Source organism: Paraburkholderia sp. Tr-20389 (assembly GCF_017104565.1).
Classification (GTDB): Bacteria; Pseudomonadota; Gammaproteobacteria; order Burkholderiales; family Burkholderiaceae; genus Paraburkholderia.
Window position 1 is genome coordinate 937914 of the sequence record NZ_JAAGPD010000001.1, and the last position, 23352, is coordinate 961265.

Sequence of the window (23352 nt, forward strand, 5' to 3'; positions counted from 1 at the left end):
GCCCATGAATATCGACCAGTCTGCGCGCATTCATCGCTATCCGCTTTACGCGAAAGTCTGTTTGCTGCTCGCCTGTATCGTGGCGCTCATCACCGTGCTTTACCTGGGCGCGTTCATGCAGACAAGAGGAAGCGAAGGCTTCCGGCAGACGCTGTTCTCGCTCGACGAAGCCATGCGGCTGGAACGCAAGGCCGCGAGCCTGCAAACGGATTCGCCCGATACCGCACGTGCCTTGAGAGAGCTGTCCGACTCGCTTGTCCGCAACGATACGCTACTGACGGACTGGAGGCAACGCGGCGCGCCCACGCCCGAAATCGGCGGCGCGCTGGCGGCGGTGAATGCGCCCGCTGCGCCGGAGCACGCGGGCAAACCCGATGTGAAGCTCGCGGCGCTCGGCGCGTTGCGCTCGCAGGTTGCGTATCAACGCGAGGTGCATGCCGCCGTGCTCGGACTGTTGCAGGCCTGCACCGTGTGTCTGCTGATCTTCGGCGTGGTGTCGCTCGCATGGGGCACGCGGCGCACGCTCGTCGCGCGGCCGCGCGCGGCATTGCAGGCGCTCGTTGAAACGGGGCTGAGCGTGCCGCAAGGCCGCGACGAAATCGATCGCCTGCTGAAGCTCCAGGCCCAGCTCGCCGTGCGGCTGCGCACGGAGCAGGACGAGTCCGTGCGGCTCAAGCGCATCGTCGAGGACTATATTACGTTCGCCGACCAGTCGCTCGAACTGCTGCATCACATCTGCGCCCAGCTCGCCGAAGAAGAACCGTCCGGCCGCACGCTCGAAGCGCTGTTGCAACGTCTGGTCGGCGTGCTGCGCGCGCGGCGCATCGCACTGGTGGTCACGGAATCGACGGCACAACTGCTCGACATCGATCCCGTTGTCGCGCCCAATGGCGATGTGCCGTCCATCGTGCGCGCCCGTGTGACGAACGAACTGATGACGCTTGCCGGCACGCACACGTTCCCGCCGCTCGATAACGGCGAGGTGCCGCCGCCCGTGCTGGCCGCGCCCGTGCGCGTGCCGCTCGCGAGCTATGGCGTGCTGATCGCGGAGGGCGAGCCGGATACGCGCTTCGAGCTGCGCCACCTGTATCTGATGGAAACCATCGCGAGCGTGCTGGCGCACGCGATCTCCAATCTCAGCCGCGACGTGCGAGACCGGCGCATGGCGCTGTTCGAAGAGCGCAATGCGATCGCGCGCGAACTGCACGACTCGCTGGCACAGTCGCTGTCGTACATGAAGATACAGCTGGCCCGCCTGCAGGCCGTGCTGCCGCCCGAACTCTCACAAACCGACATCGCCGAAATCGCACGCGGCATTCGCGAAGGTATCGACAGCGCTTACCGGCAGTTGCGCGAACTGCTCACCACGTTCCGTTCGCCGATGCATGCACACGGCCTCGCATCCACGCTCGAAGAACTTGCCGAGGAATTCGGCTCGCGCAGCGAAGTGCAGATTTCGATCGACAACCGCGTGCCGCGCATGCGTCTGTCCGTCAACGAGGAGATGCACGTCGCGCAGATCGTGCGCGAGGCGCTGACCAATGTGCTTCGCCATGCACGCGCGACGACAGCCCAGGTGCAACTGATGTCGGACGGCCACACGATGACCGTATCGATCGACGACGACGGCCGCGGCATCAACCGCACCGAAGGCGACGAGCATCACTACGGCCTGTCGATCATGCGCGAGCGCGCCCGCAGCCTCGGCGGACGGCTCGAAGTGAAACCGGCCGAACGGGGCTCGCGCGTGGTGCTGACCTTCGTCCCCACCGCGCTCGCCGCATACAAGGCGCGCGCGACCAGCGGGGCCGGCGTGCGCTAGAACTTGTGCGACATCGCCAGCCGCGCAACGACCTGGTTTCCAGACGACGACAGCCCGGCGGACCCGACGATATGCGCGCCGTCCAGATCAGTACCCGTGTTCGCGTTGGTGTGCTGCCAGGCGCCCTGCACATAGACCGAGGTTCGCTTGCTGAGGCTGTAGTTCAGCATCAGCGCGACCTGGTGCCAGTTCGGACTGTCGCTCCCGGCAGTGGATTCGAGCTTGCCGTGCGTGAACGTGTAGGCGCCCGTCAGCGAGAGATCCGGCATGAAGTAATACTGTCCGTTGATCTCGATGTTGTCGAACTTCCACGACGTCCATGTCACCGTTCCGATGTCCGGCGCGTACCCGTTGCCCGTGGGCGACCTGACGTCGACGTGCGAATACGCGAGCGCAACGTTGGCGTTCTCCGAGAACGTCCATTTCACGCCCGCATCGATGTTCTGCTGCCGCGTCGCGACGAACACGGAGTCGGAGGTCACGGCGCCGTCCGTTCCCGTGCCCGGACCGTTCAGATGCAGGTAGGCGACCGCGATGGACAACGGACCCGTGCCGTACGTCACGCCCGCGCTGTATGCCCGATTCGACGCGAAATTCGTCGAGTTGCTGAAGCCGTATACACCTTCCAGCTGGAAACCGGCGAGTGTCGGCGACACGTACTTCACCGAGTTGCTGAGCCGGAAGTCGAAGTCCGCATTGTCGTTATCGAACGGATGCGCGGCCAGATCGCCGATCGAGTTTCCGGCTGCCGTGAACGGACTCCACATATCGATCGTCGCATCGTATTGCCGGCCGAACGTGAGCGTGCCGGCGGGTGCGGACGAAAGACCGACGAAGGCCTGCCGCCCGAACAGCCGGCCGCCTTCGTTGAGCTGGCCCGTGTTGATGTTGACGCCGTTTTCGAGCGTAAAGATCGCGCTCAATCCGCCGCCGAGATCTTCCGTTCCTTTCAGGCCAAAACTCGTTTCAGCCGTATCGCCGCTCACCATGGCAAAAGCATGGTGTCCACCGGCGTTGCTGGTGTAGTTCAAACCGTCATCGAGCACACCGTAGAGCGTGACGGAGCTTTGCGCATAGCTGGCTCCGCTTCCGCATAAGCACAAAGCGAAAAGCGCTGCATAGCGAGGTAGTTCATTCATCGAAGTCTCTTTGTGATTACCAGCAGTGAGATAACGTGACATGACGCGACATCGCGCGGACCGTTGCGATGCGCGCGAACTCACCGCGCCGCCGAAGCAGCGCGATGAGCGTCTCGATCAGACTTGGGGAAGAACGACAGCGAACTACAGATAGGGATGGGAGACGGCAGGCAGTTCGCCGGATACTTCGGCATCCGCCTGCACGCCCATGAACGCGGCAAGGCGCCGTGAAAAATGATCGCGCACGAGGAGTTGCAGTCCGCACCCACCGCAGGTCACGACATTCCGCGTCACGGCCTCATTGAACGCGTGACAGTGAATGCAGTAGACGCGACGTTGCAGTGTGCCGCTGTGCTGCAACTGGACAGCCTCCGCCGCAAGCGCGTGGTGCTCCGCGATGCGTCGGATCGACCAGATGAACGGCTCGCTGCCGAGCACATAGATGCGCAGGCCGATGGTCGCGACGGCCGGGTCGCGCAACGCCTCGTCGAATGCCGCAAACAGCGCGGCGTCATCGGCGAAGGTGCGCTCTCTCGCTTCATGGAACGTGACACCCGCGCCGTGCCGCGTGGCATCGTGCACCTCCCACACGTCCATCGGCGAGAGCCCCGCGAGCGCAAGGCTCGCACGTACGCAATCCTCGGCGCTCGCACCGTTGGTGATGAACCAGTGGCGCGTGCCGTGCAGATCGGGAGCCAGCCGCGCGTACTCGGGCCGGCTCTTGTTGGTCGACATCATGGCAGTTTCGTCCGTTCGATGCGGGGTTCAATAGATCGCGAGGCTGTGCGTGACAGCGACCACCAAGATGCCCGCCGCTACCGTCACGTAAGGCAGGATGCCTGCGCGCCGCGCCACGCTTTGCGAGCCGACGAGCTGCATGTCTTCCTTCATCGCATCGGGGAAATGCCCCTTGTCGGTCACGTAGTGACGGAACAGGAACACGGGCAGGATCAGCGCCGCGAAGCACAGGCCCGAGATCAGCGTGCCGGAGCCCCAGATATCCGCACCCATGCCGAGCAGCGCGAGATTGACGAACGAGAACAGCGTGCCGAGCGCGAGCAGCCAGTTCGGCGCGCGGAACGGCCGGCTCCAGTCCGGGCGGTCCATCCGGTGAATCCATGCGGAATTCAGGTTCAGGAAGTTGAAGATGATGTAGCCGACATTCGACATCGCCAGCACGAACACATAGTCGGACATCAACAGCAGGACCAGGTTGAAGCACAGGTCCGTCCACATCGCGCGGGTCGGCGCGCCGTGTTCGTTGACGTGCGACAGGTACTTCGGCAGCCAGCCGTCGACGGACGCCTGATACAGCGTACGCGACGAGCCCGCCATCGACGTCATGATGGCCAGCACCAGCGCCAGCACCAGCATCACGATCAGCACGCGCTCGACCAGCAAGCCGCCGTGAATCATCGGCGCCATCGCTTTTGCGACGCCCATGCCGCTGTAGATGTCGGGCGAAAGCATGCCGTCGTACACGGCGGGCGTGACGATGTTGCCCGCGGCATCCTTGACGGCGGGCGTGACCATGTGGCCGAGACCCAGCACGCCCTGGAACGCGAGCGGCACGATCGTGAACACGAAGATGCACAGCAGGCCGGAATACAGAATGGCCTTGAACGTGTCGACCTTCGGATCGCGGAATTCACGCGTGTAGCAGACGGCCGTTTCGAAGCCATACGTGGACCATGCGGCGATGAACAGTCCACCTGCCATCAGCGTGATACCCGCTCGATCCCATGTTCCGTCGACGATCTGCCCGGCGCTGTCCTTCGCGAACGGCACGAGCGGAAACAGGTTGTGCAACGGAAGATCGCCGCTGAAGAGCGGCACCGTGCCGACGAGAATCAGAGGCACCAGCGCGGCGATGCCGAGTATCGTCTGAATGCGTGCCGCGTTCAGAATGCCGCGGTGCTGAATCGCGAAGGTGACCAGCAGCACGACCGCGCCGAGTATGAAGGTCGAGTTGATCCGCAGGCTCAGGCCCGAACGGATCCAGTCGAGACTCACCAGCGTGACCTGCCATGTGTTGATCGCCGCGTCCGCCGGGAACAGCACGGAGAGTATGTAGCCCGCCGCGAGCCCCGAGCCGATCGCCAGCACGGGCGACCACGCGAACCAGTTGCACCAGACCGACAATGGCGCAAACAGCTTCGAATAGCGGACCCACGCGATCGCGCCATACACCGACGCGCCACCCGACTTGTGAGGAAAGAGACCGGCGATCTCCGCATACGAGAACGACTGGATGAAACCAAGTCCGATCGAGATGATCCATACCGCCCACGACAGCTTGCCGACCGTCGCCGCAATCGACCCGATCGAAAACAGCACGAGCGCGGGCACGCCGCTCGCCACCCAGAATGCACCCGTCCAGCTGATCTTTCGATGTAAGGTACCGTCCGCTGCCTCGGCAACGTAGTCTTCGGAAACCGCACTCATAACTGTCGTCCTTTTTCCGGTGGAATACCGATTGTGGGAATCGATCCGCGTGAAAGCACCCGCTCCGCGCCATGGAAGCGCGAACGCGGGAAGGAAACACTGAACAGCTTGTGGTTGTTAACGGCGTAGATCGTTAAAGGCATGCACCCCGGCGAATGCCCTTCTATGCAACTTCCACCCCGAGCCGCTCGACTTCGGGATGCGTGCCCTTCGAAAGCGTCGTGCCGTCATCGAGCGGCGCGAGCCATTCGATGGCCGTCTGCCGGTAGCGCGTGATGCCTTTGTAATCGGCAAGCTCGGGCGGCAGCGTCGACAGCACGCGATGCAGGCGCTTGCCCCATTTCGGCACGCGCGCCAGTTCGCCGATACCAATCAGGTAGCAGCGCACGCAAAAGAGAATCGCGTTGCTGCGCGGCAGGCGGAACAGCGTCTGCAATTCCACGCGCAAATGCAGCTTGTCGCCCACATTCTGCGGCGTCACGCTCGCGCGGTCGCGGCCCCACTCGTGGTAGTTCTCCGGGGAGGTATCGAGCCGCGGATTGACCGTCATCGTCCAGTTCAGCCGGCGCACGGGCGCACCCAGTTGCAGGCGCAACAGAAACTTCAGCGCGCGTTCGAAGATGCCTGCCTGATGCGCGAGAGGAACCGGGCCGTGCCATTCCATGAAGTTCATGCCGAGGTCGAAGTCGAGCGACCAGTCAGCCTGGGTCGTGACCATCCCGCCGTCCATGAACAGATTGTCGTCGCGGTGATCGATCAGCACGTAGTCGCCCTGCGCCTGGCGCGTGATGTACTCGAACGGAGAGCACGGCAGCGTGCTTGCATCGCCGAACGTGAACGTCTGTTCGAGACCGAGCGGACGGTTGATCCACGTCCACCGGTCGCCGTCGCGCGTCAGCGAGAAATGCTCGGGGTAATCCTCGGCGAGACTTTCCATGATCAGTTCGAGCGTGTCCCATTGCGCCGCGTCCATGTGCTCCAGCACCTGACAGCGCAGCGGATCGCGTTCGAGCGTCAGCGCGCGGTCCCGGCACTCGGCCACGTAGTGCTCGTCAATGTCGAACGTCGACAGGAACACAGGCGAGTTGCCCTCTTTTACATGCGGCTCGATATTGATCGAATACATGTACGCGTCTTCGGGAAACGGAAACGGAAAACGCAGGATCGCCTCGTCGCTGTTTCGAAACGTATAGGTGTCGCGGAAGGTTTCGTCCTTCTTGAAGTCGATAGCCATGAGATCCCCCTTGCGTTAGATGTTCAGCACGAGGCGTTCGCCCCGGGCGCGCGACACACAGGGCAGCATCTGACATCCCGTGGCCCGCTCGGCCTCGCCGAGGCAGAAGTCCCGATGATCCGGCTCGCCTTCGAGCACATCGAGCGCGCAGGTGCCGCACGCGCCGCCACGGCACATGTACGGCGCGTCCACCCCTTCGCGCTCCAGCGCCTCGAGCAGGCTTTCGTCGCTTCGCACCCTGACTTCGCGCCCGCTTTGCGCAAGCACGGCCGTAAAGGGCGCGCCATGCGAGCCGCCGCCGAAGCTCTCCTGATGGAAATGACTCGCGGGCCAGCCCAGCGCGCGCGCCGTGCTCGCCACGCCGCTCATCAGGCCTTCCGGTCCGCAGGTATAGAGATGCGTACCCGCCGGCTGCCGCGCGAGCATCGCGCCAAAGCGCTCGCTCGCGTCGCATAGGTCGGTGTACACGGTGATGCCGCCCGTCGTGCGCGTCGCGATCAACTCGCTGAACGACGCCTCGTCTTCGGGACGGCAGCACAGATGCATCTCGACGCGCGCGCCCGCCTGCGCCAGCTCGGGCAGCATCGACAGGAACGGCGTGAGGCCGATGCCGCCCGCGATCATCACGTGCTTCGCGCCGCGCCGCGCGATCGGGAAGAAGTTCGACGGCATCGAAATTTCAAGCTCGCTGCCTTCGTGCACGTCGCTGTGCATGAACGCGGAACCGCCGCGCGACTGGGGCACGCGGCGCACCATGATCTGATACGCGTCGCGCGCGCCGGCGGGCGTGGTGAGCGAATAGGCGTTGCGCCACACGCGTTCCTTGCCGCGCATCGTCACGACGACATGGCTGCCCGCCGAATACGCCGGAAGCCGGCCTCCACTGGCACATTCGAGCGTAAAGCGCCGCACATCTTGCGTCACCGGCTCGACGCGTGCGACTCGCACGGGGATCGTTCTCGAAGCATTCATGCCGTCGACACCTCCATAAGTCTCAGCTGTGGGCGTGAGTGACAGACACGCTGCGTGTCCTTCACGTCGTTGCATTCATGGAAGAAGCATCGGCCTGCAAAAAACGCTTATCAATGATTCAGTGGGGGTAGTCCCTGCGCAGTAATGGTTGTCGCGCACGACGCTGTCCGTCACGCCATCCGGCGCTTCACGAGGGTCTCGCCGATGTCGGCGCGAGCCGCGCCCGCATTGGCGCTCCCGCCTCTTTTACCGATGCCTTTCGGCAAACGTACAGTCTCGCTTCGCAGCCGGACGTGCTCATTTTCTTCTTGCGCCGGCGCAGCCGGAGTACCCGCGTCTACCCACCGGGAGGTAGTGCCACCGGGCGATTGTGGGGCGAAATTGAACGGCAGAGACTTGCGCTCATCGACGCTGGCCCATCCAGCCCGTCCGATATCGCCGCCTTCGCAACACCAAACGCGTGCAGTCATTGCCCAGTAAAGGGTCCTACTTTCGGGAAAACATCATGACAAGGCAATCCATTCTCAACGCCCGTCATCGCGAGCTAGGTTCGAAGCTCGATGGCGACTCCTGGAACGACATGCCGATTCCCTGGTACTACTCGGGCGATCCGTATGACGACGTGGTCGCCGTGCGCACGGCAGCGGGCCTCTACGACATCAGCGCGCTCAACATCGTGCGCGTGACGGGCCCCGATGCGGCAGCCGTGATCGACAGCATCTGCGCGGTCGACGTGAGCCGCATGAAGCCGGGCACCGCTCGGCTCGCGGCCGAAGTCGACGAGCGCGGCGGCGTCTGCGACGACCTGATGGTGATCTACGACGCTCCGCAGCATTTCAGGCTCTCGCATGGCGGCGGCACCACGCAGTCGCTTCTCGAACGCGCCGCGCACAAGCGCAACGTGGAATGGCGCCAGGACTTCGACGTGCACATGCTGTCGCTGCAAGGTCCGCGTTCGACCGACATCCTGCAGCCGCACATCGGCATCGAACTGAACAAGCTGCCCTACTTCGCGCACGTCGAGACACAACTCTTCGGCCGCAAGATCATCGTGTCGCGCGGCGGCTATTCGGGCGAACAGGGCTTCGAAGTGTCGTGCGCTTCCGCCGACGCCGTCGCGCTGTGGGACGGCATTCTCGATGCGGGCAAGCCGCACGGCGCGGTGCCCGCCTCGTGGATGTCGCTGGAAATCGCGCGGATCGAAGCCGCGCTGCTCTTCTATCCGTTCGACATGCCCGAAGGCGACACCACGCCGTGGGAGCTGAATCTCGACTGGATGGTCGACGTCGACAAGGCGGGCGACTACGTCGGCAAGCAGGCCTTGCTCGCCGCGCGCGGCAAGGAACGCGTGAAGCAGGCGGGCGTGGTCGTCAGGCACGACGCGGCCGTGAGCGCCGGTTCGCCGATCTATATCGGCGACGAGCAGGTCGGCGTCGTGACGAGTTCGATTTTCAGCCGCTATCTGATGCAGTCGCTCGCGATGGTGCACCTGAAGCCGAACCACACGGCCCTCGGCACCAAGGTCGAGATTCGCGACGCGGCCGGCAAGTTCAACGGCGTCGTCAGCAAGACGCCGTTCTACGACCCGATGCGCTTGCGCACCCGCGTCGCCGCCTGACACGCAGTCCCCACGATACGGCGGCACGCGCAACGCCGCAGCGCGCGTGCCGTCACCACGAGAAAGACAGAGGCAGAGCGAAGTACAAGAACTGTCCAGGGTTCGACGGTCCACGGCCGTAGCCCGCCTTTGTCTCGGTAGTCCATGTTAAAGGAGACATTTTCCATGCCCCGCGATCCCCGTCATGACGTGCTGTTCCAGCCGATCCAGATTGGCCCCAAGACCCTGCGCAACCGCTTCTATCAGGTTCCGCACTGCATCGGCGCAGGCAGCAACCTGCCGGGCTTTCAGGCCGCCCACCGCTCGATGAAAGCCGAAGGCGGCTGGGGCGCGATGAACACCGAGTACTGCTCGATCCACCCCGAGTCGGACGACACACACCGTCTTTCAGCGCGCATCTGGGACGAAGGCGACGTGCGCAATCTGCGCGCGATGACGGAAGAGGTTCATAAATACGGCGCGCTGGCAGGCATCGAAATGTGGTACGGCGGCGCACACGCGCCGTGCATGGAGAGCCGCGCGACGCCTCGCGGCCCGAGCCAGTACGCGTCCGAGTTCGAGACCCTGACCTACTGCAAGGAGATGGATCTCGACGACATTCGCGACGTGCAGCAGTTCTATGTCGATGCCGCGCTGCGCGCCCGCGACGCCGGCTTCGATATCGTCTACGTGTACGGCGCGCACTCGTATCTGCCGCTGCAGTTCCTTTCGCCGTACTACAACAAGCGCACCGACGGCTATGGCGGCTCGCTCGAAAACCGCGCGCGCTTCTGGCTCGAAACGCTGGAGAAAGTGCGTCGCGCCGTCGGCAGCGACTGCGCAATCGCGACGCGCTTCGCCGTCGATTCGCTGTACGGCAGCGGCGGCATCGAAGTCGAGAAGGACGGCATGAAGTTCGTCGAAATGGCCGATTCGCTCGTCGACCTGTGGGACGTCGACGTCGGCGATATCGCCGAATGGGGTGAAGACGCGGGCCCGTCGCGCTTCTATCTGCAAGGGCATCAGGTGCCGTGGACGCGCTTCATCAAGGAAGTGTCGAAGAAGCCCGTGCTCGGCGTCGGCCGTTTCACCGATCCCGAGAAGATGACGGAGATCGTCACGAAGGGCATCGCCGACATCATCGGCGCAGCGCGTCCGTCGATTGCCGATCCGTTCCTGCCGAAGAAGATCGACGAAGGCCGCGTCGACGATATTCGCGTCTGCATCGGCTGCAACGTGTGCATCTCGCGCTGGGAAATCGGCGGCCCGCCGATGATCTGCACGCAGAACGCAACGGCCGGCGAAGAGTATCGCCGCGGCTGGCACCCGGAAAAGTTCGCCGAATGCAGCTCGAACGATTCGGTGCTCGTGGTCGGCGCGGGTCCGTCAGGCTCGGAGTGCGCGCGCGTGCTGATGCAACGCGGCTACACGGTGCACCTCGTCGATCAGGCGGAGAAGATCGGCGGCCATCTGAATAGCGTGGTCACCTTGCCGGGCCTCGGCGAATGGGGCTATCACCGCGACTATCGCGAAACGCAGATCACGAAGCTGCTGAAGAAGAACCGTCATAGCCAGCTTGCACTCGGTCAGAAGCCGCTCACGGCCGACGATGTGCTCGACTACGGCGCCGAGAAGGTCGTGATCGCCACGGGTTCGCACTGGGTCGGCGACGGCACCAACTGCCTGACGCACGATCCGATTCCGGGCGCGGATGCCTCGCAGCCGGACCAGTTGACGCCGGAACAGGTGCTGTCGGGCAAGAAGGCGATCGGCAAGCGCGTCGTGATCCTGAATGCCGACACGTACTTCATGGCGCCGAGCCTCGCGGAAAAGCTCGCGGCGGCCGGTCACGAAGTGACCATCGTGAGCGGCGTGCATCTCGCGAACTACATGCACTTCACGCTCGAGTATCCGAACATGATGCGCCGCCTGCACGAACTGGGCGTGAATGAACTCGGCGATCACTTCGCAAGCCGCATCGAGCCGGGCCGCATCCAGATCTACAACATCTGGGGCGATGGTTCGCGCCGCACGTACAAGGGCGCCGGCCAGTTGCCGCGCGACGAGAACAAGACGCACCGCTGGCTCGAATTCGATTCGCTCGTGCTCGTGACGGCTCGCCGCTCGAACGATGGCCTGTATCGCGAACTGAAACAGCGTGAGAGCGAATGGGACGGCAAGGGTATCAAGGCCGTGTATCTGATCGGCGATGCCGAAGCGCCGCGTCTGATCGCCGATGCGACCTTCACGGGCCATCGCCTCGCACGCGAGATCGAAGAGAAGAACGCCCAGTTCCCGCTGCCGTACAAGCGCGAAGTGGCCGTGTGGGGCACGCCGCATCAACCCGGCGGCACCTTCGAGATCGTCTACAAGAAGTAACGCAGCGGTAAGCAACGGAAGCCGGCAAGGCCGCCGGCTTCCTCCGCCCTTCCCCGCAGTCAGGACGCCACGCGCATCGCGCCGTCCGGATCGCCGCACCCGGCGATTCGTGCAGCCGATGCCGGGGCGGGTGCCCCTTTTACTCTTTCAACGGACGAGCCCATGTCGAGCGCAGCGAACTTCGACCCCGTCAACGTCACCCGGATCCTCTTCGAGGGCTTCCCCACGTTCGCGATCGTACTGTTCTATCTGGCAGGCGTCGGCGCGATGGCCGCATTCGCGTGGGGCGTCTATGTGCAGGTGCGCAAGTACCGGCGCGGCAAACCCGTAGCCGGCCCGATCGATCTGCGCGAACGCGTCGGCGCCATGGTGCGCGTGGTGCTGAGCCATCGCACGATCGCGCGACGCGACCCGGCAGCGGGCCGCGCGCATCGCTTCATTTTCTACGGCTTCGCGGTGCTGTTCCTCGGCACGGCGACCGTCACCGTCGACTACGACATCACCGCGCGCTTTCTCGGCTTCCATTTCTGGAACGGCAACTTCTATCTGTTCTTCAAGCTGGCGATGAATCTCGCCGGCCTGTCGCTGGTGGGCGGGTTGATCTACATGATGGCGCGGCGCGGCTGGATCAAACCGCCGAAGCTCGATTACACGCGCCCCGATCGCAAGCCCGGCGACCCCGACTACGACCGCAGCGGATATCGTCGCGAAGACTGGGCCTTCCTGTGGTCGCTCGTGCTGATCGGCATCACCGGCTTCGTGCTGAGCGGCTTGCGCCTCGTGTGGCTGCAGGATCGCGCCGTGGTGTGGGACACGCGCTGGTGGTCGCCCGTTGCGGCGCTGCTCGCCGAGATCATGCGCGGCGCGGGGCTCAGCGCGTCGGCCGCATACGTAATGCGCACGGGTCTGTGGTGGTTTCACGGCGCGCTCGCGCTGACGTTCATTGCGCTCATCCCGTACACCAAGGTCAAGCACATCTTCACGGCAAGCGGCTCGCTGCTGATGCGCGACCCGCTCGCCGCGCAGCGCCTGCCGAAAGTGGAGGCCGACGCGCCGCGCGCAGGCTACAAGACGATCACCGACTTCACGTGGAAGCATCTGCTCAATCTCGACGCCTGCACCAAGTGCGGCCGCTGTCATGAGGCTTGCCCCGCGCGCGCCGTCGGTGCGCCGCTCTCGCCGCGCGACGTGATCCTGTCGCTGCGCGAATTCGCCAACGACGCGCTGGAGAAAAACACGCTGCCCGAAGAGGTCAAGCTCGACGTGCACGGCAAGGACATCGGCCAGGTCTTCATGGAAACGGTCTGGTCGTGCCGGACCTGCATGGCGTGCGTGGAGATCTGCCCGGTCGCCGTCGAACACGTGCCCATCATCGTGCAGTTGCGCCGCAATCTCGTCGAAGACGGCAACATGGAACCGCAGGTGCAGAAGACCTTGCAGGCCATCCACAAGAACGGCAACTCGTTCAACGAATCGAAACGCAAACGCGCCGCGTGGACCAAGTCGCTGCCCTTCCCGATCAAGGATGCGCGCAAGGAGCCCGTCGATCTGCTGTGGTTCGTCGGCGACTACGCGTCGTTCGATCCGCGCAACCAGCGTGTCACGCAGGGTTTCGCCACGTTGCTGCACGATACGGAGGTGGATTTCGGCCTGCTGTTCGAAGGCGAAGCGAACGCGGGCAACGATGTGCGGCGCGTCGGCGAAGAAGGCCTGTATGAAGTGCTCGCGACGCAGAACATCGCGACACTCGGCACCTCACAGTTCCGTCGCATCGTCACCACAGACCCTCATTCGTACAACACGATCCGCAACGAGTACCCGGACTTCGGCGGCCACTTCGAGATCGAGCACTACACGAGCCTCGTCGCGCGCATGCTCGCCGAGGGCCGGCTGCGTCCGAAGCGCAAGCTCGGCTATCGCGTGACCTTCCATGATCCGTGTCACCTCGGCCGCTTCAACAAGGGCTACGACGCGCCGCGCCAGATCATCGAAGCGCTCGGCTGCGATCTCGTCGAAATGAAACGCTCGCGCGACAACTCGTTCTGCTGTGGCGCAGGCGGCGGCCGTATCTGGATGAACGATCCCGTCGGTCAGGAAAAGCCCTCTCAAAACCGCATGAAGGAAGCGGCCAGCATCGAAGGTCTGGAGGTGTTCGTCGTGTGCTGCCCGAAAGACCTGACGATGTTCGAAGACGCGCTGAAGACGAGCGGCTACGAAGGACGTTTCGTCGTGCGCGAGCTGATCGAGCTGATTGCCGAGAGCCTCGTCGACGTCAACGACGACGCGCCGCCCGCGGACGATGTCCGCATCACGGCCGACGCCTGAGCAACACGACCTCCAGCGACCCATCGCCGCCATGACGCCCACCGCCCGTCACGCCGACAGCCAACCGTGCGCCGCGCATGACGCACGCGCGGGCGCGCGGCTGCGTCGCCACTGGCGGGAACTCATGCGGCTCGCGCTCGACGCGCCGGATGCGCTCGCTTGCGCGATGCTCTATCCGCACGCGGGCGGTGCCGAGCGCAAGCGGCTGGAAGCGCGCATGTTCGGCGCACGCAGCGAACGGCTCGCGCTCGCGGCCTGCCCGTATGCGCCGCCTGCCGTGCTTGCAAGGCTTTGCATACTCGCCACCGCCGACGCTGACGGCACGCTGGCGACGCGCCTCGCCCGCAACGCCGCCACGCCCGCCGACGGATTGGAAAGGCTTGCCGCGTCGCTCGAAGCCACGACGGCTGAGCAAGGCACCCAACGCCTCGCGCAACTGATCGCGCGACATCCGCTTGCACCGCCCGCGCTGCTGGAGAAAATCGCGGCGCACGCCGACAGCATCGAAACCTTGCGCTCGCTATGCGAAAACGTCGGCATACAGCCCGATCTGCTGGCGCACCTCGCCGGCCGCGGTATCGCGCCGTTGCAGCGGCTGCTCGCCATTCACTTCGCAACGGATGCACGCACGCTGCATCAGCTATGGCAAAGCACGCGTGAAAGCGCCGTGCGCGCTCAGGTGCTGCGTCATCGCGCGTGCCCGAACGAACTGTTGCGCACGGTCCCGGCATCGAGCGCGGAACGGCGCAGCCTCGCATCGAACGTGCGCACGGCCGCCGAGATCCTGACCGCACTGGCACGCGATGACGACCCGACCGTCCGCCGCGCCGCCGCCACCAATCCGGCGACACCCGCAGGCGCGCTGATCTTGCTGTGCTTCGACGCGGACACGCTCGTCAGACGCGCGGTCGCCGTGCGCGACGATCTGCCTCTCAAGGTCGTCGAGTGGCTCGCCAGCGACGGCGACGTGTGGGTGCGCAGCAGTCTCGCGCGCAACCGGGCCTGCCCACGCAGCTGGCTCGATCGTCTTGCACGTGACCGCGAGCCCGACGTGCGCCGCTCGGTCACGCGCCATACGGGTTGCCCGATGACACTGCTCGCGCTGCTCGCGAACGACGAGGTCGCGTGGGTCCGCGCGGGCGTCGCATTGCGCGACGAACTGCCCGGCAGCGTGCTGCATCGTCTGTTGCAGGACGACGATATCGACGTGCTGGCGGGCGTCGCGCGCCATCGCGGCACGCCGCAGGCAACGCTCGCGCGCCTTGCCCAGCATGCGTCGCCCGATGTGCGGCGTGCCGTCATCCTCAACCGCCATGCGCAGCGGCGCGTGTTGCTGCCGCTGCGCGACGAGTCGTATCCGCTGCACCGCGTGCTCGTGTTCATGCATCAGAGCCTGACCGATGCGGACCGCTGGCGCATGCGCTTCGAACCGGACATGGAGGCACGTGCCCGCATGTACGGCCATCTCGCCGGCACACTCGCCGCCGCGCGCGAACGGGAGTGCCAGCAACGGCGCGCCGCTGACGAAGCGGGACCGCCTGAGCCAGACACACATCAATTGACCACATCAGTGGAGGAGGCAGGATGAAGATACTCGTAACCATCAAGCAGGTCACGTCGCTCGACGAGGATTTCGAGCTGCGCGACGACGACCGCGACGTCGAAGCGGACTTTCATGTCTTCGACCTCAACGAATGGGATCACTACGCGCTTGAAGAAGCGCTGCGGCTCAAGGAAGGCGCCGACGGCGACGGCATCGAAGTCGTCGTCGTCACCGTCGGCCCGGAGCGCGCCGACGAAGAGCTGCGCAAGTGCCTCGCCAAAGGCGCCGACCGCGCGATCCGCATCTGGAACGACGAACTGGAAGACGCCGACCCGATCGGCATCGCGCGCGCGCTCGCCGCGCTGGCGCGCCGCGAAGCGCCCGACATGATCTTCGCCGGCGTGCAGGCGTCCGACCATGCGTACGGCGCAACAGGGATGGCGCTCGCGGGTCTGCTCGACTGGCCGCACGCGGCTGTCGTCGCCGGTCTGGAATACGCGCCCGGCGCGGGCACGGCCAGCGCGCGCCGCGAGCTGGAAGGGGGCGCCTACGCGAATGTCACCGTGCAATGCCCCGCCGTGCTCACGCTGCAACTGGGCATCAACACGCCGCGTTACGCGTCGCTGCGCGGCATCAAGCAGGCCGCGTCGCGGCCGATCGAAGCCGTGACGCCGGACGCACTCGGTCTGCCCGCGGAGCAGACGGGCGCACGAGGATCGCTGTCGCGCATCCGGCGCGTCTATGTGCCCGAACTCGGACGTGCGCAGATGATCGACGGCACGCCCGCCGAACAGGCCGCCCGCCTCGCGGGCATCATCAAGGAACTTCGGGGAGAAGCGTAATGAGCGGGATTCTGGTTATTGCTGAACATCGTCAGGGGCAACTGCGCCCCGTGAGCACCGAACTGATCGGCGCCGCGCGTGAAGCGGGCGGCGAACGCGTGACGGTCGCCGTGCTGGGCGCAACGCCCGCAGCATTCGTCGACGCGCTCAAGCTGGCAGGCGTCGACGAGATCGTCACTGTGCAGACGGCGAGCGATGCGTTCGACCCCGACACGTACCAGGCCGTTGCACAGGCGCTGATCGAAGCGCGCCAGCCCTCGCTCGTGCTGCTGCCGCATACGATCGACACGCTGGGTTACGCCGCGCCTCTCGCGGTCAAGGGGAACTACGGCTTCACCACTGACACATTCGGGCTCGCACGCGACGGCGACGGCTGGATCGCCACGCGCGCGGGCTACGGGCAGAAGGTCAACATGGAGATCGAGTTTCCCGGGCACGCCACCGTCGTCGTCACCGTGCGGCCCGGCGCGTTCAAGGCGCCCGACGCCGCCGGAACGCCCGAGGTCAGCACATTCGACGCCCCCGCCGTCACGCCGCGCAGCACTCATGTGTCGTTCGAAGAACCCGCTGCGAGCGGCGACGTGGATATCGTCGGTGCGGACTTCATCATGTCGATTGGCCGTGGCATCGGCGAGGAAACGAACGTTGAACAGTTCCGCGAACTCGCCGGCTCGCTCGGCGCGACGCTCGGCTGCTCGCGTCCCATCGCGGACTCGGGCTGGCTGCCGAAAGCGCATCAGGTCGGCCAGTCCGGCAAGACAGCAGCCGCCTGCAAACTGTATATCGCCATGGGCATCTCGGGCTCGGTGCAGCACATGGCGGGCATGAAGCACGTCGAGAACATCATCGCCGTCAATACCGATCCCGAAGCGTCGATCTTCTCGATCGCGAAGTACGGCATCGTCGGCGACATCTTCGACATTGCGGAAGAACTGCGCGGCCACTTCTAAACCGGCATCATGGAAAACCCGGAACGCGCGTGCATTCCGGGTGCAAACTATTTTTTCAATTGTGGTTAATTGCTAAACTCATCGACGCAACACTTCGGCAACAGAAACAATAAGCCACCGCTCACAGCTTCACGACATCGCCCTGCGCCGCAAGACGCAGTCAAGCCAGCCGGACCGACGAAGCGCATTGGTCTGGTCAATGAGTCCAGGAAGAGCAGATGGTCCCTCACACAGTACTTCTGATCGACGATCACGCGTTGTTTCGCAAGGGCGTCGCACAACTGATCCAGATGAACCCGGCGTTCGAGGTCACGGGCGAAGCGACCTCGGGTCAGGATGGCATCGAAATGGCCGTGCGGCTCAAGCCGGATGTCGTTTTGATCGACCTGAACATGCCGCGCATGAACGGCATCGAAACGCTCGAAGGCATGCGCCAGGCCGGTGTCGACGCGCGCTTCATCATGCTGACGGTGTCGGACAACGAGCGCGACGTGGTCGCCGCGTTGCGCGCGGGCGCACACGGGTATCTGCTGAAGGACATGGACCCCGAGGACTTGTGCGTGTCGCTGCAGAAAGCGCTGAAAGGCACGGCCGTGCTGAGCGAATCCGTCACGGGCAGTCTCGTTCATGCGCTCTCGGGCGGCCAGCGCATTCCCGCTGCGCAGAACGATCTGACGGCCCGCGAAGTCGAGGTGTTCGATTACCTCGTGGCGGGCCTGTGCAACAAGGCGATCGCACGCAAGCTCGACATCAGCGTGGGCACGGTCAAGGTGCACGTCAAGCACGTGCTGCGCAAGCTCGATCTGCACTCGCGTCTCGAAGCCGTGCTGTGGCAGCAGGAACACGGCTCGCGCTCGCATCACTGATATCGCGGCGCGTATGCGCCGCTTCCGATCCCCATCATCGACGCCGCGTCCTGCTCGCGGCGGCGTTCTGCTGTGCGTGCCTCGCGCATCGCGTATCGCGTATCGCGCTGCTCTGGTTAACCTCTACTCCCCGGGAGGTAGCCCATCATGGCCGATTGTCACGTGAATTCCGATTGCCAATAATGGGCTTCAATGTGGCGCACTGTCCGCATGCAAGTGCGCAGCGAATTCTCGGAGATGTTCACCATGTCGTCATGCCAGCCGCTCGCGGGACAAGCCAGCCAGGTCGAAGCCATCATGCGCACGCGCCCTGGCGGATTCGCACCGAGCGCGCCCGTGGTCCGCTCGTGGACGCGCTGCATCGAAAACTACGGACTCGATCCCGACGTGTGCCTGCCGCCGCCCGTGATGACGAGCGCCGAACTCGCGTTGCGCCGCGAACAGAATGCCAGTCTGGTCGATTGCGCGAAGCTCGAGATGGCCACGCTCTATCAGCAGCTTGGCGACTCCGAGCTTGCCGTCGTCCTCACGGATAGCGACGGCGTGATCCTGCATCTCGCGTCTTCGCCGGAGTTCGCAGGCGAGGTCGAAGACTGGGGATTGTGCGCGGGCGCCATATGGAACGAACGCGAAGCGGGCACGAACGGCATGGGCACCTGCCTCGCGGAAGGCGAAGCGATCGCCGTGCGCCAGCACGAACATTTCTACCAGCGCTATACCTCGCTCACCTGCGCGGCCGTGCCCGTATTCGACGAAGGCGGATCGATCGCGGGCGTGCTCGACGTCACCAGCCGCTCGCCGCTGTTGCAGCAGCATTCGCTCGTGCTGGTAGGCATGTCGCGGCAGATGATCGAAAACCGTCTGCTCGATGCCCGTCATACGCACGCGTTTCGTATCCAGTTTCACAGCAGGCCCGAGTTCGTCGGCACCTTGCATGCGGGCAAGCTCACGGTCGACGATGACGGCACGATCCTCGGCGCGAACCGCAGCGCGCTCGCGCAACTGGGTTTCGTGACGCTTGACGAGATCGCCGGCAAGCCGGTCACTGAAATCTTCAATGCGTCGCTGGGCGAGATCGTCGCGCGCAGCACGCGCAGCTCGTTCTATCCCGTAGCGATCTATCGCACGCACGCATCGAGCCGCTTCTTCGTCGTCGCCCAGGAGCCGCGCGATCGTGCCGCACGCGAAACCATCGCGCCCGCACGCGCGGAAGCATCGAACGATGACGCGTCGTCGGCGCTCGCTCGCCGTCCGGCTCGCGCAACGCGCAGCACGAGCCCATTGCGCCAGGGCACAGCGCGCGTCGAATTCGGCGATGCGCAGATCGCGAGTCAGTTCGATCTCGGCGCGCGCGTGATCGATCGCGGCATCGCCGTGCTCGTTCACGGCGAAACGGGCAGCGGCAAGGAAGTGTTCGCCAATGCACTGCATGCCGCGAGTGAACGCAGCAACGGCCCGTTCGTCGCGGTCAACTGTGCTTCGCTGCCGGAACATCTGATCGAAAGCGAACTGTTCGGCTATCGCGCCGGTGCTTTTACGGGCGCGCAGCGCGAAGGACGGCGCGGCAAGATTCTGCAGGCCGACGGCGGCACGCTGTTCCTCGATGAAATCGGCGACATGCCGCTCGCGTTGCAAGCGCGGCTGTTGCGCGTGCTGGAAGAACGCGAAGTCACGCCGCTCGGTTCGGAAGCGGTCGTCAAGGTCGACTTTCAGCTCGTGAGCGCGAGCCATCGCGACCTGAACGAACTCGTCGAAAGCGGGCAGTTCCGTGAAGATCTCTACTACCGGCTCAATGGCGTGATGCTGGAGCTTCCGCCGCTGCGCGCGCGCAAGGACAAGCTCGCGCTGATCCGCCACTTGCTGGAGAAGGAGCGCGCGCCGGCGCCACGGCTTTCAGCGGATGTGCGGCAGATTCTGCTCGACAGCGACTGGCCGGGCAATATCCGCCAGTTGCGCAACGTGCTGCGTACGGCAACGGCGCTCTGCGACGGCGATGAACTCACCACGGCACATCTGCCCGCGTGGCTCGTGCAGCGTGAGAAGAACCTGAATCGGCCGCAAGCCGTCAGTGCGCCCACGGCCCTCTCCGACACCGACGACTCCGCCGATACGGAAGAGGCATCGAACGCACCGCTCAATGCGATTCTGCAGGCCGAACGCGAAGCACTGCTCGCGTTGCTCGACAAGCACCGCTGGAATGTGAGCCAGGTTGCGCTCGCGCTCGGCATCACGCGCAATACGCTCTACCGGAAGATGAGGCGCGTGCACATCAAGACGTGAAGACGTGACGCGCCTCGCGGCGCATGCCGGTTCAGTTCGGCAGGTTGGAGCGCATCTGCATGTCCATCCCAGCGGCAGCATGATCGCCGCGCGCCGGACGATGCCATTTACGCGGACCGCCGATCAGTTCCGTCAATTCGCCGATGCTGTCGATCACGCGCATGCACGGCAGTTCGCTCACGGGATGATCGCTGCTGTATCCATAGCTGACGCACACCATCGGCATGCCCGCCGCCTGCGCCGCGAGCGCGTCCGTCACCGAATCGCCGACGAACAGCGTATGCGCCGGATCGACGCCGAGTGCTTCGCATGCGTGCAGCAGCGGCTCGGGGTCCGGCTTGCGCGGCAGCCGCGCGTTGCCGTCGACGACCATGTCGAACCATGCCTGCAATCCGAAGCGCCACATCAGCGGATCGACGAAACGCGTCTCCTTGTTGGTGACGAGGCCGAGCTTGAGCCCCATGCCGCGCAGGCTGTCGAGCGTCGCTTCAGCGCCGGGATAAGGCTGCGTCAACTGCTCGTCGTCGCGGCAGATCTGGTGGTAGCAGGACTCGTAACGGCGCAGCACGAGATCGAGCGTCGCGGGTCGCGACTCGACGCCCAGCAGCGTCAGCGCGCGATCGACGAGAATCTCGGACCCGCCACCGATCAACGTTTGCGCGACGCCTGGCGCGAGCAGCGGAAGGCCGTTTTCGGCCAGCGCGCGGTTGAGCGCATTGCCGATATCCGGCGACGTGTGCAACAGCGTGCCGTCGAGATCGAACAGCACGGCATCGATCGGCAGATTGCGCGGCATGACTTGCATGTCTGTGTCTCCTGTTGACGGTTAGGACGTTCGTTCGTGCAGAACGATCAGGCCGCGCGTCTCTGGCGGTCGATCATCTGCAGGATCATGGGTGTGAAGATCAGCTGCATCGCGAGCCCCATCTTGCCGCCCGGTACGACGATCACATTGGGCCGGCTCATGAACGAGTCGTGCAGCATCGTGAGCAGATAGGGAAAGTCGATCCCCTTCGGGTTCGTGAAGCGGATCACGACAAAACTTTCGTCGGCGCTCGGAATGTCTCGGGCGGTGAACGGATTCGACGTGTCGACAGTCGGCACGCGCTGGAAGTTGACATGCGTGCGGCTGAATTGCGGACAGATGTGATGCGCGTAGTCCGGCATGCGGCGCAGGATCGTGTCCATCACGGCTTCCTGCGAGTAGCCGCGCAGCGTCTTGTCGCGATGCAGCTTCTGGATCCATTCGAGATTGATGATGGGCACGACGCCCACCAGCAGATCCGCGTGCTGCGCCACGTCGATCCCGCGACCGACGAACCCTCCGTGCAGCCCTTCGTAGAAGAGCAGATCGGTGGGCGGCTCCAGGTCCATCCACGGCGAGAACATGCCGGGTTCCAGACCGTACTGCGCGGCCTCGGCTTCATCGTGCAGATACTTGCGCACACGCCCTCGCCCCGTCGCCGCATATTCGGCGAACAGCGCGGCGAGTTCTTCGAGCAGATTCGCCTCGGGTCCGAAGTGACTGAACTGACGTTGTGTTTCCTCCGCCTCTTTCATCGCGGCGCGCATCGCCAGGCGGTCGTAGCGATGAAACGCGTCGCCTTCGACGATCTGCGCATTGAGCTTTTCGCGCCGGAAGATGTGCTGAAAACTGTTCATGACGGTGGTGGTGCCGGCGCCGCTCGAGCCCGTCACCGCGACAATCGGATGTTCGATCGACATGCTCTCGCTCCCCGTCTACACGCGTGCTTCCGGACGAAACAGCGAGCGCTCGTTGAAGAGCGGCGACGTGAACGGCGTGTCTTCGCCCCGCTCGTGTTCGCGGTGATAACGCTCGATGCGCTCCACCTCGCACCGTGTGCCGAAGAACATCGGCGTACGTGCGTGCGTATCGTTGTCGGCGGTGACATCGAGAAGCCGCGCGCGTCCCGTGCTGGCTAGGCCGCCCGCCTGCTCGACGAGCCACGCGAGCGCCTGCGCCTGATACAGCAGCGGCTGACGCGCGGCGCGCGGCGCACAGCGGCTCTCGCGCGGCAACAGACACAAGCCGCCCCGCATCAGGGTACGGTGTGTATCGGCGACCAGCGATGCAATCCAGCGCGTTTCGAAGTCGCGCTGGCGCACGCCCGCGCTGCCGTCGCGGCACTCGTTGACGTAACGCTGCACAGGCGGTTCCCAGAAGCGCTCGTTGCCGCCGTTAACGGCCAGTTCGGCGCCCTGCTCGGGAATGCGCATCTCGCGATGCGTCAGCACGAATTCACCGCGTTCGCGGCAAAGCGTGAAGCCGTGCGTGCCGCGCCCGACTGTGATCACGAGTATCGTCGCCGGACCGTAGAGCGCGTAACCGGCCGCAAGCTGTCTGGAGCCCGCGATCACGCAGCCGCCATCGGCGCTTGCCGCACCCGCGTGGCGGATCGAGAACACCGTGCCGAGCGCGACGTTCGATTCGGCATTCGCCGCGCCGTCGAGCGAGTCGGCAAACAGCACATAGCGGCCCGCCGATGTCGGGCGCGCGGACGCCATGCCGGGCAGGACCAGCCCTGCGATTCCGGCGCTGCGTTCGCACATCGCGATCAACCTATCCTGGACGGCCACGCTCAAGGCCGTATCGCCCGGCGTTGCGTGCCGCGATCCGCCAATCGCGCCTTGTGCGATGCGCGCGGCAATACGCTTCACCGTACCTGCGATTTCGTCGATCACCTCACGGAGCCCTTCGGCGTCGGCGGCATGCACGACGCCGGGCGCCTGCGCACGGCGCGGCGCCAGATGGTCGGCGAGAAAGTCCGGCAGCGCCGGTTGAGCGCCATCCATGTCGACGCAGCGGCCGCTCGCGATGCCGGCGGACTGCGCCTGCTCGCCTGGTTCAATTCGTGCATTCATCGTGACCTCGATCGTCCGTTGCTTGCGTTGACCGCTGGCAAACACAGTAAGCCAGCGGGCCCGAGAGAAAAATTC

17 protein-coding genes are annotated in these 23352 nt (G+C 64.7%); 9 read left to right on the forward strand and 8 right to left on the reverse strand.

The window, feature by feature from the left end:
• Positions 1-4: 4 nt before the first annotated feature.
• On the forward strand, positions 5-1822 hold the full coding sequence (locus G3N95_RS04150) for a histidine kinase (protein ID WP_205968661.1): 1818 nt from the start codon (positions 5-7) through the stop codon (positions 1820-1822).
• On the opposite strand, the gene G3N95_RS04155 is transcribed toward G3N95_RS04150, so the two are convergent.
• The 5 genes from G3N95_RS04155 to G3N95_RS04175 form a co-directional block, all read right to left on the reverse strand.
• A complete protein-coding gene (locus G3N95_RS04155) occupies positions 1819-2961 on the reverse strand; it encodes a porin (protein ID WP_205968662.1) in 1143 nt (380 codons plus the stop codon). The two genes, G3N95_RS04150 and G3N95_RS04155, sit on opposite strands and share 4 nt — an antisense overlap.
• 144 nt (positions 2962-3105) lie before the next feature.
• Positions 3106-3699: a dimethylamine monooxygenase subunit DmmA family protein gene (locus G3N95_RS04160; RefSeq protein ID WP_205968663.1), complete on the reverse strand. Its 594-nt coding sequence runs from the start codon at positions 3697-3699 to the stop codon at positions 3106-3108.
• Between the two features lie 27 nt (positions 3700-3726).
• Complete coding sequence (locus tag G3N95_RS04165; RefSeq protein WP_205968664.1) at positions 3727-5406, reverse strand: APC family permease; 1680 nt, start codon at positions 5404-5406, stop codon at positions 3727-3729.
• 163 nt (positions 5407-5569) lie between these two features.
• Positions 5570-6640, reverse strand: coding sequence for a DUF3445 domain-containing protein (locus G3N95_RS04170; protein WP_205968665.1), 1071 nt, complete (start codon positions 6638-6640; stop codon positions 5570-5572).
• A gap of 15 nt (positions 6641-6655) precedes the next feature.
• Entirely contained in the window at positions 6656-7612 is a 957-nt protein-coding gene (locus G3N95_RS04175) for a PDR/VanB family oxidoreductase (RefSeq protein WP_205968666.1), read from the reverse strand.
• A gap of 505 nt (positions 7613-8117) precedes the next feature.
• On the opposite strand from G3N95_RS04175, the gene G3N95_RS04180 reads away from it, so the two are divergent.
• The 8 genes from G3N95_RS04180 (at position 8118) to G3N95_RS04215 (ending at position 20394) form a co-directional block, all read left to right on the forward strand.
• The gene (locus G3N95_RS04180) at positions 8118-9230 is read left to right on the forward strand and encodes an aminomethyltransferase family protein (protein ID WP_205968667.1); all 1113 of its coding nucleotides are present in this window, start codon (positions 8118-8120) and stop codon (positions 9228-9230) included.
• Positions 9231-9395: 165 nt separating this feature from the next.
• Positions 9396-11588, forward strand: a complete 2193-nt coding sequence (locus G3N95_RS04185; RefSeq protein ID WP_205968668.1) for an FAD-dependent oxidoreductase — start codon at positions 9396-9398, stop codon at positions 11586-11588.
• 162 nt (positions 11589-11750) lie between these two features.
• Complete coding sequence (locus G3N95_RS04190; RefSeq protein WP_205968669.1) at positions 11751-13913, forward strand: heterodisulfide reductase-related iron-sulfur binding cluster; 2163 nt, start codon at positions 11751-11753, stop codon at positions 13911-13913.
• A gap of 31 nt (positions 13914-13944) precedes the next feature.
• Positions 13945-15501, forward strand: a complete 1557-nt coding sequence (locus G3N95_RS04195) for a hypothetical protein (RefSeq protein WP_205968670.1) — start codon at positions 13945-13947, stop codon at positions 15499-15501.
• The gene (locus tag G3N95_RS04200) at positions 15498-16298 is read left to right on the forward strand and encodes an electron transfer flavoprotein subunit beta/FixA family protein (RefSeq protein ID WP_205968671.1); all 801 of its coding nucleotides are present in this window, start codon (positions 15498-15500) and stop codon (positions 16296-16298) included. The genes G3N95_RS04195 and G3N95_RS04200 overlap by 4 nt, the downstream gene beginning before the upstream one ends.
• Positions 16298-17248 carry an electron transfer flavoprotein subunit alpha/FixB family protein gene (locus tag G3N95_RS04205; RefSeq protein WP_205968672.1) on the forward strand — a complete coding sequence of 317 codons (951 nt, stop codon included), beginning with the start codon at positions 16298-16300 and terminating at the stop codon, positions 17246-17248. Before G3N95_RS04200 ends, G3N95_RS04205 begins: the two co-directional genes overlap by 1 nt.
• 218 nt (positions 17249-17466) lie before the next feature.
• Positions 17467-18114, forward strand: coding sequence for a two-component system response regulator NarL (narL, locus tag G3N95_RS04210; RefSeq protein WP_205968673.1), 648 nt, complete (start codon positions 17467-17469; stop codon positions 18112-18114).
• A gap of 246 nt (positions 18115-18360) precedes the next feature.
• Entirely contained in the window at positions 18361-20394 is a 2034-nt protein-coding gene (locus tag G3N95_RS04215) for a sigma-54-dependent Fis family transcriptional regulator (RefSeq protein WP_205968674.1), read from the forward strand.
• Between the two features lie 31 nt (positions 20395-20425).
• On the opposite strand, the gene gph is transcribed toward G3N95_RS04215, so the two are convergent.
• The 3 genes from gph to G3N95_RS04230 are packed head-to-tail and all read right to left on the reverse strand — an operon-like array spanning position 20426 to position 23277.
• The gene (gene gph / locus G3N95_RS04220; protein WP_205968675.1) at positions 20426-21199 is read right to left on the reverse strand and encodes a phosphoglycolate phosphatase; all 774 of its coding nucleotides are present in this window, start codon (positions 21197-21199) and stop codon (positions 20426-20428) included.
• A gap of 47 nt (positions 21200-21246) precedes the next feature.
• Positions 21247-22119, reverse strand: a complete 873-nt coding sequence (locus tag G3N95_RS04225) for a phosphoribulokinase (RefSeq protein ID WP_205968676.1) — start codon at positions 22117-22119, stop codon at positions 21247-21249.
• A gap of 15 nt (positions 22120-22134) precedes the next feature.
• Positions 22135-23277 (reverse strand): fructose-1,6-bisphosphatase, encoded by a 1143-nt coding sequence (locus G3N95_RS04230; protein WP_241018190.1) that lies wholly within the window; start codon positions 23275-23277, stop codon positions 22135-22137.
• Between the last annotated feature and the right edge of the window lie 75 nt (positions 23278-23352).